The 12725-nt window shown below is 72.7% G+C and carries 9 protein-coding genes; 7 read left to right on the top strand and 2 right to left on the bottom strand.

What is annotated here, in order from left to right; translation table 11 throughout:
- The first annotated feature begins 18 nt into the window (after nt 1–18).
- Together mshC and AC0IVP_RS04755 are read left to right on the top strand one after the other, a co-directional pair.
- Nucleotides 19–1266, top strand: coding sequence for a cysteine--1-D-myo-inosityl 2-amino-2-deoxy-alpha-D-glucopyranoside ligase (gene mshC / locus AC0IVP_RS04760; protein WP_471754934.1), 1248 nt, complete (start codon nt 19–21; stop codon nt 1264–1266).
- Nucleotides 1267–1270: 4 nt separating this feature from the next.
- A complete protein-coding gene (locus AC0IVP_RS04755; protein WP_056298677.1) occupies nt 1271–2305 on the top strand; it encodes an HD domain-containing protein in 1035 nt (344 codons plus the stop codon).
- 5 nt (nt 2306–2310) lie between these two features.
- On the opposite strand, the gene AC0IVP_RS04750 is transcribed toward AC0IVP_RS04755, so the two are convergent.
- A complete protein-coding gene (locus AC0IVP_RS04750) occupies nt 2311–3177 on the bottom strand; it encodes a PAC2 family protein (RefSeq protein WP_471754932.1) in 867 nt (288 codons plus the stop codon).
- Nucleotides 3178–3371: 194 nt separating this feature from the next.
- Between AC0IVP_RS04750 and metH the strand changes: the two genes are divergently transcribed.
- Nucleotides 3372–7181 carry a methionine synthase gene (metH, locus tag AC0IVP_RS04745; protein WP_056298670.1) on the top strand — a complete coding sequence of 1270 codons (3810 nt, stop codon included), beginning with the start codon at nt 3372–3374 and terminating at the stop codon, nt 7179–7181.
- Nucleotides 7174–7857, top strand: coding sequence for an HAD family hydrolase (locus AC0IVP_RS04740; RefSeq protein ID WP_471754930.1), 684 nt, complete (start codon nt 7174–7176; stop codon nt 7855–7857). Before metH ends, AC0IVP_RS04740 begins: the two co-directional genes overlap by 8 nt.
- 10 nt (nt 7858–7867) lie before the next feature.
- Here the strand turns inward: AC0IVP_RS04740 and AC0IVP_RS04735 are convergent, their stop codons facing one another.
- Nucleotides 7868–8803 carry a RecB family exonuclease gene (locus AC0IVP_RS04735; protein ID WP_471754928.1) on the bottom strand — a complete coding sequence of 312 codons (936 nt, stop codon included), beginning with the start codon at nt 8801–8803 and terminating at the stop codon, nt 7868–7870.
- Nucleotides 8804–8893: 90 nt separating this feature from the next.
- Here AC0IVP_RS04735 and AC0IVP_RS04730 point away from each other — a divergent pair, with 90 nt between their 5' ends.
- From AC0IVP_RS04730 to AC0IVP_RS04720, 3 genes are all read left to right on the top strand, one after another.
- On the top strand, nt 8894–9871 hold the full coding sequence (locus tag AC0IVP_RS04730; RefSeq protein WP_471754926.1) for a tRNA (adenine-N1)-methyltransferase: 978 nt from the start codon (nt 8894–8896) through the stop codon (nt 9869–9871).
- A gap of 128 nt (nt 9872–9999) precedes the next feature.
- Entirely contained in the window at nt 10000–11778 is a 1779-nt protein-coding gene (arc, locus tag AC0IVP_RS04725) for a proteasome ATPase (RefSeq protein WP_056298663.1), read from the top strand.
- Nucleotides 11779–11860: 82 nt separating this feature from the next.
- Entirely contained in the window at nt 11861–12712 is an 852-nt protein-coding gene (locus AC0IVP_RS04720) for a septum formation family protein (RefSeq protein ID WP_471754924.1), read from the top strand.
- Nucleotides 12713–12725: the final 13 nt, after the last annotated feature.

The raw sequence follows: 12725 nt of genomic DNA, 5'->3' as shown, positions 1-12725 counted from the left end.
CACAACTACCCTCGGTGCGTGCTCAGCTGGCCCGCCCCCCTCCTGCCCTCGGTCCCCGGGCGCGGTCCCGCCCTGCGGCTCCACGACACCGCCCGCGGCGAGGTCGTCCCCACCGCCCCGGACACCACCGCGCGGATGTACGTCTGCGGCATCACGCCCTACGACGCCACCCACCTCGGCCACGCCGCCACCTACCTGGCCTTCGACCTGGTCAACCGGGTGTGGCGCGACCTGGGGCACGCGGTGCACTACGTGCAGAACGTCACCGACGTCGACGACCCGCTCTTCGAGCGGGCAGACCGGGACGGCGAGGACTGGATCGTGCTGGGCATGCGGGAGACCGCGCTCTTCCGGGAGGACATGACCGCCCTGCGCGTGCTGCCGCCCGAGGACTACGTGGGCGCCGTCGAGGCGATCCCGCAGATCGTGGCCCACGTCGAGGACCTGCAGACCGCGGGACTGGCCTACACCCTCGAGGACGGCACCGGTGACGTCTACCACGACGTGAGCCAGGCCCCCGGGTTCGGCAGCGAGAGCGGCTACGACGAGGAGACGATGCTGCGGCTGTCCGCCGAGCGCGGGGGAGACCCCGACCGCCCGGGCAAGCGCAACCGGCTGGACCCGCTGCTGTGGCGCGGTGCCCGCGAGGGCGAGCCGTCCTGGCCCGGCCCGCAGGGCGTGGCCGGCCGCCCCGGCTGGCACGTCGAGTGCGCTTCCATCGCGCTGGGCACCATCGGCATGGGGTTCGACGTCCAGGCCGGCGGCAGCGACCTGGTCTTCCCGCACCACGAGTTCTCCGCCGTGCACGCCGAGGCGCTCACCGGCACCAAGCCCTTCGCCCAGGCCTACGTGCACGCGGCGATGATCGGCCTGGACGGGGAGAAGATGAGCAAGAGCCGGGGCAACCTGGTCTTCGTCTCCCGGCTGCGTGGCGACGGCGTGGACCCGATGGCCATCCGGCTGGCCCTGCTGTCCGGGCACTACCGCACCGACCGGGCCTGGACCGGGGACCTGCTCACCGCCGCGCAGGACCGGCTGGCCACCTGGCGCGAGGCCGTCGAGCGCGAGTCCGGTGCCCCGGCCGCCCCGCTGCTGACCACGCTGCGCGAGCGGCTCACCGACGACCTGGACTCACCCGGCGCGATCGCCGCGGTCGACGCCTGGGCGGCCGCCACGCTCGCCGGGGACACCGCCCCCGAGCTCGAGGAGCAGGCCCCCGCCGTCGTCCGCGACGCCGTGGACGCGCTGCTCGGCATCGCCCTCTGATCCGGTGACCACCCCGTTCCGGCTCAGCGACCGGCTGGCCCGCGAGCGCGCCGAGGCCGACCTGGCACCGGCCGCGGCGCGGTCCACGGCGACCCGCGGCCGGGCCCGGAACGAGGCCGAGGACCCGCTGCGGACGGCGTACGAGCGGGACCGGGACCGGATCCTGCACGCCAAGGCCTTCCGACGGCTCAAGCACAAGACCCAGGTCTTCCTGCACCCCGACGGCGACCACTTCGTCACCCGGCTCACCCACACCCTCCAGGTCACCCAGGTGGCCCGGTCACTGGCCGCCGCGCTGAGCCTCAACGAGACCCTCGCCGAGGCGATCGCGTTGGCCCACGACGTCGGGCACTCCCCGTTCGGCCACATCGGCGAGGACGCGCTGGAGCCCTACGTCCCCGGCGGCTGGCACCACGCCGCGCAGGGCGTGCGGATCGTGGAGGTGCTCGAGGACCTCAACCTGACGTGGGAGGTCCGGGACGGCGTCCGGGCGCACAGCTGGAAGATCAGCCCGCCGCCGGCGACCCGCGAGGGCGAGTGCGTCCGCTACGCCGACCGCATCGGCTACCTGTCCCACGACGCGCTGGACGCCGTCCGGGCCGGGGTGCTGCGGCCCGGCGACCTGCCCCGGCGGGCCCGCGCCGTCTTCGGCGAGCCGGGCAGCGCCATGGTCGGGGCGATGATCGACGCCGTCGTCGACGGCAGCCTGTCGGCGTCGAACACCGCGGGGGCGGTCGTCATGCAGGCCGACGCGCTGGAGGCCATGCACGAGCTGCGGACGTTCATGTTCGAGCGGGTCTACGAGTCCTCGACCGCGGCCGGGCAGAAGCACGTGGCCATCGACGTCATCCGCCGGCTGGTGGACCACCACCTGGCCCACCCCGAGCAGATCCCGGCCACCTACCGGGACACCGAGGCCGACCTGGTCACCCAGGTCGTGGACCACGTGTCGGGGATGACCGACCGGTACGCCCTGGCCATGCACGACCGCCTGTTCGACGGCGACGCCACCAGCCGGATGACGCCCCTGCTGCCCTGAGGGGCTCAGGCGCCGCCGGCGGTGCCGCGGCGCTTGAGGTAGCGCTCGAACTCGCGGGCGATCTGGTCGCCGTTGGCCTGGGACAGGTCGCTCTCGGTGGCCCGCTCCTCGAGGTTGCGGACGTACTCGACGACCTCCTCGTCCTCCTGGGCCATCTCGTCGACGGTCTTCACCCAGTCGTCGGCCTGCTCGGGCAGCACGCCCATCGGCACGGTGAGCTCGAGGACCTCCTCCACGCGCTGCAGCAGCGCGACGGTGGCCCGCGGCGAGGGGGGCTGGGAGACGTAGTGCGGGACGGCGGCCCAGAAGCTGACCGAGGGCAGCCCGGCCTGCACGCAGGCGTCCTGGAAGACGCCCAGGATGCCGGTGGGGCCCTCGTAGGTCGACGTCTCCAGCCCCCACTTGTGGGCGGTCTCGGTGTCGTAGGCCGAGCCGCTCACCGGGGTGGGCCGGGTGTGCGGGGTGTCGGCCAGCAGCGCGCCGAGGCCGACCACCGTGCTGACGTCGAGCTCGGTGAGGATCGCGATCAGCTCGGCGCAGAAGGACCGCCAGCGCATGTTCGGCTCGATGCCGCGGACCAGCACGACGTGCCGGTCGGAGTCCGGCGGTCGGCACACCGAGAAGCGGGTCGTCGGCCACTCGATCTTGCGGCTGACGCCGTCGACGAGGGACACCTGGGGCCGGTTGACCTGGAAGTCGTAGTAGTCCTCGGGGTCCAGGGCGGCCAGCGGCTCGGCGTCCCAGATGAGCTCGAGGTGCTCGAGTGCGCCGGTCGCGGCGTCCCCGGCGTCGTTCCAGCCCTCGAAGGCCACCACGACCACGGGGTCGATGAGCTCCGGCAGGTCGTCGGCACGGGACGTCGGGTCGATCACCCGTCCGAGCCTACGTCGCGTGGGCGCCCCCGACGGCCGTGGGCGGCGCGCGGGGGACGGCCGGGGACCGGGGGAGTGGCGCCGGGATGGGAGGATGGACGCACCCCGGTCCGACGAGGCCCGGGGCGAAGGCGAGCCCGCCGGACGCTGGTCGACCCCAGCACTCCCAGCTGAACCGACTTCTGAGGACTCCCGTGCCCGACTCGTCGCCCTCTGCCGCCGCCCTCCGCCCGGACGCCACCGAGCGCCTCACCGCCCTGATGCGGGAGCGGATCCTGGTCCTCGACGGGGCCATGGGCACCGCGATCCAGCGCGACCGGCCCGACGAGGCCGGCTACCGCGGCGAGCGCTTCGCCGACTGGGCCAGCGACGTGCAGGGCAACAACGACCTGCTGTCCCTCACCGCCCCGGCGATCATCCGCGGCATCCACGACGAGTACCTGGCCGCCGGCGCCGACCTCATCGAGACCAACACGTTCAACGCCACGTCGATCTCGCTGAGCGACTACGGCATGTCCGACCTGGCCTACGAGCTCAACGTCGCCAGCGCCCGGCTGGCCCGCGAGGCCGCCGACGCCGCCTCCACCGAGGACAGGCCGCGGTTCGTCGTCGGCGCGATCGGTCCCACCAGCCGGACGGCGTCCATCAGCCCCGACGTCAACGACCCCGGCGCCCGCAACGTCACCTACGACGAGCTGGTCACCGCCTACCTGGAGCAGGCCGACGGCCTGGTCGACGGCGGCGCGGACGTGCTGCTGATCGAGACGGTCTTCGACACGCTCAACGCCAAGGCCGCGGTCTTCGCCCTGGAGACGCTGTTCGAGCAGCGCGGCCGGCGCTGGCCGGTCGCGGTCTCCGGGACCATCACCGACGCCTCGGGCCGCACCCTGTCCGGGCAGGTCACCGAGGCCTTCTGGAACTCCGTCCGGCACGTCCGACCGTTGCTCATCGGGCTCAACTGCGCGCTGGGCGCCGCCGAGATGCGGCCCTACATCGCCGAGCTCTCACGCGTCGCGGACACCTTCGTGTCCTGCTACCCCAACGCCGGACTGCCCAACGCCTTCGGTGAGTACGACGAGGCCCCCGACGAGACGGCCGCCGTCCTCCGCGAGTTCGCCGACTCCGGTTTCGTCAACGTCGTCGGCGGCTGCTGCGGGACGACGCCGGCACACATCGGCGCGATCGCCGGGGTCGTCGAGGGCCGGGCGCCCCGCACCCCCGCCGAGGTCCGGCCGGCGCTGCGCCTGTCCGGTCTGGAGCCGCTGACCGTCGTCCCCGAGTCGTTGTTCGTCAACGTCGGCGAGCGCACCAACATCACCGGTTCGGCGCGCTTCCGGAACCTGGTCAAGGCCGGGGACTACCCGGCTGCGCTGGCCGTCGCCCGCCAGCAGGTCGAGGCCGGCGCGCAGGTCATCGACGTCAACATGGACGAGGGGATGATCGACGGCGTCGCGGCCATGGACCGCTTCGTCAAGCTCATCGCCTCCGAGCCCGACATCAGCCGGGTGCCGATGATGGTCGACTCCTCCAAGTGGGAGGTCATCGAGGCCGGGCTCAAGTGCGTGCAGGGCAAGGCGATCGTCAACTCGATCTCCCTCAAGGAGGGCGAGGAGAAGTTCGTCCGCGAGGCCCGGCTGTGCCGCAAGTACGGGGCCGCCGTCGTCGTCATGGCCTTCGACGAGGACGGGCAGGCGGACAGCCTGGAGCGGCGCAAGCAGATCTGCCGCCGGGCCTACGACATCCTCGTCGACCAGGTCGGCTTCCCGGCCGAGGACGTCATCTTCGACCCCAACGTCTTCGCCGTGGCCACCGGCATCGAGGAGCACGCCGCCTACGGCGTGGACTTCATCGAGGCCACCCGCTGGATCAAGCAGAACCTGCCCGGCGCCCTGGTGTCCGGCGGTGTGTCCAACGTGTCCTTCTCCTTCCGCGGCAACAACCCGGTCCGCGAGGCCATCCACGCGGTCTTCCTCTTCCACGCCATCCGGGCCGGCATGGACATGGGCATCGTCAACGCCGGCGCCCTGGAGGTCTACGACGAGGTCCCCGAGCTGCTCCGCGAGCGGATCGAGGACGTCGTGCTCAACCGGCGGCCGGACTCCACCGAGCGGCTGCTGGAGATCGCCGGGGACTTCGCCGGCGACGGCTCGGTCAAGGAGGTCGCCACCGAGGAGTGGCGGTCCCTGCCGGTGGGGGAGCGGATCACCCACGCGCTGGTGAAGGGCATCGACGAGTTCGCCGAGTCCGACACCGAGGAGCTGCGGCTGGAGATCTCCGCCCGCGGCGGACGGCCCATCGAGGTCATCGAGGGCCCGCTGATGGCCGGGATGAACGTCGTCGGCGACCTGTTCGGCGCCGGCAAGATGTTCCTGCCCCAGGTGGTCAAGAGCGCCCGGGTCATGAAGAAGGCCGTCGCGCACCTGATCCCGCACATCGAGGCCGAGAAGCAGCCCGGGGACGTCGAGCGCAGCAACGGCACGGTCGTGATGGCCACCGTGAAGGGCGACGTGCACGACATCGGCAAGAACATCGTCGGCGTCGTCCTGCAGTGCAACAACTACGACGTCGTCGACCTGGGTGTCATGGTGCCGGCGCAGAAGATCCTGGACGCCGCCAAGGAGCACGGCGCCGACGTCATCGGGCTGTCCGGGCTGATCACCCCGTCGCTGGACGAGATGGTCAACTTCGCCGCCGAGATGGAGCGGCAGGGTCTGGAGATCCCGCTGATGATCGGCGGGGCGACGACGTCGCGCGCGCACACCGCGGTGAAGGTCGACCAGAAGTACCACGGTCCGGTGATCTGGGTGAAGGACGCCTCCCGCTCGGTCCCCGTGGTCGCCGCGCTGCTGTCCGACGAGCAGCGGCCGGGCCTGCTGGCCACCACCGAGGCCGACTACGACGCCCTCCGCGAGCGGCACGCCGCCCGGGAGGACACCCGCACGATGCTGCCGCTGGCCGCCGCCCGCGACCGGGCCCCCGACCTGGGCTGGGAGGGCTACCGGCCGCCGCGGCCGCGGATGCTGCTGCAGCAGACCCGCGACGTGTGCGAGGGCCCGGCCTGCGACCACCCGGGCGGGCACGCCACCCAGTTCGTCAAGACGTTGAGCGACTACCCGCTGGCCGAGCTGCGCCGCTACATCGACTGGCAGCCGTTCTTCAACGCGTGGGAGATGCGCGGGCGGTTCCCCGACATCCTGAACAACCCCTCGACCGGGGAGGCCGCGCGTCGGCTCTACGACGACGCCCAGGTCATGCTGGACACGATCATCGACGAGCGGTGGCTGCGGGCCTCCGGGGTGTTCGGGCTCTTCCCGGCCGCCCGGGTCGACGGCACCGAGGACCTCGCGGTCTACACCGACGAGTCCCGCCGCGAGGTCCGGGCGACGCTGCACCACCTGCGGCAGCAGTCCGAGGGCCGCGACGGCTCGGCCCGCAAGTCCCTCGCCGACTTCGTCGCACCGGCCTCCACCGGGCTGCACGACCACGTGGGCGCCTTCGCCGTCACCGCGGGGCTGGGCTCGGCGGAGAAGGTCGCCGAGTTCAAGGCCGACCTGGACGACTACTCGGCGATCCTGCTGGAGTCCCTCGCCGACCGGCTGGCCGAGGCCTTCGCCGAGCGGCTGCACGAGCGGGTCCGCACCGAGTTCTGGGGTTACGCCGGCGACGAGCGACTGGACCCCGACAGCCTGATCGCCGAGAAGTACGTCGGCATCCGCCCGGCGCCCGGCTACCCGGCGTGCCCCGAGCACACCGAGAAGCAGACGATCTGGGACCTGCTGGACGTGCAGGCCGCCACCGGCATCGAGCTGACCGAGAGCATGGCCATGTGGCCCGGCGCGGCGGTCAGCGGGCTGTACTTCTCCCACCCCGACAGCCGCTACTTCGTGCTGGGTCGGGTCGGCCGCGACCAGGTCAGCGACTACGCCGCCCGCAAGGGCTGGACGATCGCCGAGGCCGAGAAGTGGCTCTCCCCGAACCTGGGGTACCGGACCGAGGATGAGTGAGCCGAGAGCCGTCCTGTTCGACATGGACGGGACGCTGCTGGCCACCGAGCAGTACTGGGACGCAGCGCTCGTCGAGCTGGCGGCCGGCTGGGGGACGACGGTCGGCCCCGAGGCGCTGGCAGCCACCGCCGGCGTCGACCTGGACGGCGCGATGGCGATCGTCCGGGCCGCCGTCGGGGTCAGTCGCACCCCCGAGCAGAGCGCCGGGGACCACCGCTGGGTGGTCGACCGGGTCGAGCAGCTGATGGCCGGCTCGGTCACCTGGCAGCCGGGTGCCCGCGAGCTGCTGCTGGCCTGCCTGGACGGCGGCGTGCGCACCGCCCTGGTGACGACGACACCCCGGGCCCTGGTCACCCACGTGCTGGGCCACCTGCGCCCGGACCTGGGCGCCGAGCCCTTCGAGGTCGTGGTGTGCGGCGACGAGGTGCCGGCCCGCAAGCCCGACCCGGCGCCCTACCTGCAGGCGATGACGGCGCTCGGGCTGGGGCCGTCGGACTGCGTGGTCGTGGAGGACTCCCTGACCGGCAGCCGGGCCGGGCTGGACGCCGGGTGCCGGGTGCTCGGCGTGCCCGCCGGTCAGGTGCTCCCCGCCGAACCCGGCCTCACCGTGGCCTCCACCCTGGCGGGCGTGACCCCCGCCGATCTGGCCGCGCTGCCGCACCCGGTCCGGGCCTGACCACAGGACCTCAGACCACGGTCACCGGGAGGGCCGTCCGCCAGCCGGCGGCCGCTGCGGCCTCGGCGGGGAACGGCGGTGGCGTCCCGCCGAAGGACGGGCAGAGGGCCTGGTGGTCGCACCAGCCGCACAGCCGGTTCTTGTTGGGCCGGAAGTCCCCGGTCTGCACGGCCTGGGCGATGGCCGCCCAGATGGCCTTCAGGGTGCGCTCGAAGCGCAGCAGCTCCGCCTCGTCGGGGGCGTAGGTGAGGACGTCGCCGTCCTTGAGGTAGATCAGCTTGAGCTGGGCGGCGACCACGCCACGGGTGCGCCACAGCACCAGTGCGTAGAACTTCATCTGGAACAGCGCCTTGCCCTCGAACGCCTCCCGCGGCATGCCGCCGGTCTTGTAGTCCACGACCCGCAGGGCGCCGTTGCGGGCGACGTCCACGCGGTCGACGAAGCCGCGCAGCAGGAGACCGTCGGGCAGGGTGACCTCCACCAGCTCCTCGCGGCCCTCGGGCCGGATGCGGGTCGGGTCCTCCACCCGGAAGTAGGTCTCCACCAGGGTGCCGGCCGAGGCCAGCCAGCCCTCCAGGTCACCGGCCGCCTCGCCGGCGAACAGCTCGGCCACGCCCGGCTCCTGGGACAGCTCGGCCCACGCCGGGGCCACCAGCTCCTGCGCGGCGGCGACCGTGCGGCCGTCGGGCGGGAGGTCGTAGAGGCGCTCCAGGACCGTGTGCACCAGGGTGCCCCGCACCGCGGCGCGGGACTTCTTCTCCGGCAGCCGGTCGATGGTGCGGAAGCGGTAGAGCAGTGGGCAGGTCCTGAAGTCCGCGGCCCGCGAGGGGGACAGCGAGGGGCGCCGCGGCCCGGTCTCCGCCGACGTCGCCCGGGGCTCGCCCAGGGGGCCCGCCGCGCCCGGTCCGGCGTCGGTGACGGTCCGCTCGAGCTCGGTCGTCGTCATGGCCACCACGGTAGGGCGGGGGTGTGACAGAACCGCGCACCCGCGCCGGGCCGGGGGAGCGCCCGCCGGTGGTCCGTAGGCTCGACGCCCGTGGAACCCCAGCAGGACGCACCCGACACCGCCAGCACCGCACCGACCGAGCCCCCCGCGGAGGTCGGCGAGGAGGTCGTCGGGTCCTACCTGGACGTCGACCCCGCAGCCGCCTCAGAGGGTGCACCGGCGGACGCCGTCCCGACCGAGCCCGTCGAGGGCGCCTTCGTGATCGGCGACCGGGTCCAGCTGACCGACCCCAAGGGCAACATGCACACGGTCGTCCTGGAACCGGGCAAGCAGTTCCACACCCACCGCGGCGCCATCGAGCACGACTCGTTGATCGGCGCCCCCGAGGGCTCGGTCGTGCACTCGACCAACAACACCGGCTACCTGGCGTTCCGGCCGTTGCTGGCGGACTTCGTGCTGTCCATGCCGCGGGGCGCGCAGGTCATCTACCCCAAGGACGCCGCCCAGATCGTCGGCTTCGGCGACATCGGGCCGGGCATGCGGGTCCTGGAGGCCGGCGCCGGCTCCGGTGCGCTGTCCTGCTCGTTGCTGCGCGCGGTGGGCACCGGGGGGACGCTGACCAGCTACGAGCGGCGCGAGGACTTCGCCGACGTCGCCCGGGGCAACGTCGCGGCCTTCCTGGGCGAGGTGCCCGGGAACTGGTCGCTGCGCCTGGGCGACCTGGACCAGCACCCGGCGGAGGAGACCGTCGACCGGGTCGTGCTGGACATGCTCGAGCCCTGGCTGGTGCTGCCCACGGTCGCGGCGGCGCTGCGCCCCGGCGGGGTCCTCGTCGGCTACGTGGCGACGGTGACCCAGCTGTCCACCTACATGGAGGCCCTGCGCGCCCAGGGCGTGTGGACCGAGCCGCACGCCTGGGAGACCCTGCTGCGGCCGTGGCACGCGGTCGGGCTGTCGGTCCGCCCCGAGCACCGGATGGTGGCCCACACGGCCTTCCTGGTGACCTGCCGGCGGCTGGCCGAGGGCGCGGTGGCCCCGCTGCGGGCCCGCAAGGCGCGCCGCATCTGAGGCCGGGTGGGGCCGGTGGGACCCGGCGACGTCCAGTCGTCACGGACCCGCCGTCCACGCGCGGCGCGCTGTCGTACCCCGTGGATACAGTGGCGGCTCGGCTCCACTGATGTGTCCGGAGGTGCGTGATGGGTCTCGGCCCCGACGAGTTCCGAGCGCGACGCGAGCGTGACGTCGCCTCGCTGGTGAGCCAGATCTCCTACCTCGAGGAGGAGATCGGGCTGCTCCGCCGCAAGGTGTCCGACAGCCCCCGCCAGGTGCGCGCGCTCGAGGAGCGCGTCGCCGAGGCCGAGGGCCGCGCCGCCTTCCTGTCCGAGCGCAACGACAAGCTCGCCGAGACCCTGCGGGGTGCCCGCGACCAGCTGGTGCAGCTCAAGGAGGAGGTCGACCGCCTCGGTCAGCCCCCCTCGGGCTACGGCGTCTTCCTGGGCCGCTACGAGGACGGGTCGGTCGACGTCTTCACCGGCGGCCGCAAGCTGCGGGTCTCGGTGTCCCCGGCCGTGGAGACCGAGGGCCTGGCCTACGGCATGGAGGTCATGCTCAACGAGGCGATGAACGTCGTCGAGGCCCGCGGTTACGAGAAGGCCGGCGACGTCGTCCTGCTCAAGGAGCTGCTGGAGCCCGTCGAGGGGCAGCCGCGTCGCGCCCTGGTGGTCGGGCACACCGACGAGGAGCGGGTGGTCCAGCTCGCCGAGTCCCTGACCGAGCAGAAGCTGCGCAGCGGGGACTCGCTGCTGCTGGAGCCGCGCTCGGGCTTCGTCTACGAGCGGATCCCCAAGAGCGAGGTCGAGGAGCTCATCCTCGAGGAGGTCCCCGACATCGACTACGGCGACATCGGTGGACTGTCCCGGCAGATCGAGCAGATCCGGGACGCCGTGGAGATGCCCTTCCTGCACAAGGACCTCTTCAAGACCTACGAGCTGCGCCCGCCGAAGGGGATCCTGCTCTACGGCCCGCCCGGCTGCGGGAAGACGCTGATCGCCAAGGCGGTCGCGAACTCCCTGGCCAAGCAGATCGCCGTCGCCCACGGTGCCGAGGAGGCAACCCGCGCGCGGTCCTACTTCCTCAACATCAAGGGCCCCGAGCTGCTGAACAAGTACGTGGGGGAGACCGAGCGGCACATCCGGCTGGTCTTCCAGCGCGCCCGGGAGAAGGCCAGCGAGGGCGCGCCCGTCATCGTCTTCTTCGACGAGATGGACTCGATCTTCCGCACCCGCGGCACCGGGGTGAGCTCCGACGTGGAGTCCACGATCGTGCCCCAGCTGCTCAGCGAGATCGACGGCGTCGAGGGCCTGGAGAACGTCATCGTCATCGGTGCCTCCAACCGCGAGGACATGATCGACCCGGCCATCCTGCGGCCCGGCCGGCTCGACGTGAAGATCAAGATCGAACGGCCCGACGCCGAGGCCGCCCGCGACATCTTCACCAAGTACCTGACGCCCACGCTGCCCATCCACGGTGACGACCTGGCCGAGCACGGCGGCAGCCGCGAGGCCACGATCGCCGGGATGATCCAGTCCACGGTCGAGCGGATGTACACCGAGACCGAGGAGAACCGCTTCCTCGAGGTGACCTACGCGAACGGGGACAAGGAGGTCCTGTACTTCAAGGACTTCAACTCCGGCGCGATGCTGCAGAACATCGTCGACCGGGCGAAGAAGATGGCGATCAAGGACCACCTGGAGAACGGCGGCCACGGTCTGCGGGTCGGTCACCTCCTCGCCGCCTGCGTGGACGAGTTCAAGGAGAACGAGGACCTCCCGAACACCACCAACCCCGACGACTGGGCGCGGATCTCGGGCAAGAAGGGCGAGCGGATCGTCTACATCCGCACGCTCATCAGCGGCAAGGGCAGCGAGTCCGGCCGTGCCATCGACACGGCCACCAACACCGGCCAGTACCTGTAGTCCTCCGGCCCCGACGACCCCCGGCAACGCGCTGCCGGGGGTCGTCGTCGTCCCGGGGGCCGCGCGTGGGCAAGATGGGCCCGTGCTGAACCGGGGGCGGACGACGACGCTGGTGCTCGTGACGGCCGGGCTGCTGCTCGGTGGCTGCACGTCCGTCGTGGAGGGCGTGGCCAGCCCCGGCGCCACCGCGGCGCCCACCCCCGGCGACGACCCGATGTTCGAGGCCCCTGCCGTCGGGACCTGCCACCAGGTCGAGGTCGTCTACGACCCGCTCGAGGTGCCCCCGGTCGTGGACTGCGCCCAGCCGCACACCGCGGAGACCGCGACCGTGCAGGACACCGGCCTGCCGCTGGACGCCCCGTACCCGACGGAGGAGGACCTGGACTACTCCGAGGACTCCCCGTTCACCGAGGTCTGCAGCTACAACACCGCCGACGACTACCTGGGCGCCGAGTCCGGTGACCTCACCTACGTCGACTACACCGTTGTCCTCCCCACGCCGGAGCAGTGGGCGGCCGGTGCGCGGTGGGCGGCCTGCGACGTCGTCTACGGCGGGTCGGGTCCCGAGCCCGCGCCCGGCCGGATGGCCGGCGCCCTCGAGGGCCCCGACGCCTCGGCCTACCGGGTCTGCCTGGACGGGTCCCCGGTGGAGTACGACGAGGTGCCGTGCTCGGTGGAGCACTGGGCCGAGTCGCTGATCTCGCTGCCCGACGTCCCCGAGGGGGCGCCGTTCCCGGTCGACCGGGCCGCCCGGGCGCCCTACGCCGAGCAGTGCCTGTCCGACGCGGTCGACTACCTGGGCGGCCCACTGACCCCGGAGCTGGCCCTCGACGTCACCACCGACGACGAGGAGTACTGGGCCGACTCGCCGTTCCCGCAGTGCGTCATCGTCCGGGCCGACGGCGGGACCAGCACGTCCAGCGTCCGGGGCTGAGCGGGCCCCCGGC

The organism is Klenkia sp. AC732, assembly GCF_979256525.1.
The sequence above is the reverse complement of the archived record's forward strand: the minus strand, read 5'-3'. Positions and strand labels throughout refer to the sequence as shown.

Coding starts and splice junctions, on each gene's coding strand:
- AC0IVP_RS04740 (WP_471754930.1), top strand. CDS start 7,174: ATGAGTGAGCCGAGAGCCGTCCTGTTCGACATGGACGGGACGCTGCTG.
- AC0IVP_RS04735 (WP_471754928.1), bottom strand. CDS start 8,803: ATGACGACGACCGAGCTCGAGCGGACCGTCACCGACGCCGGACCGGGC.
- arc (WP_056298663.1), top strand. CDS start 10,000: ATGGGTCTCGGCCCCGACGAGTTCCGAGCGCGACGCGAGCGTGACGTC.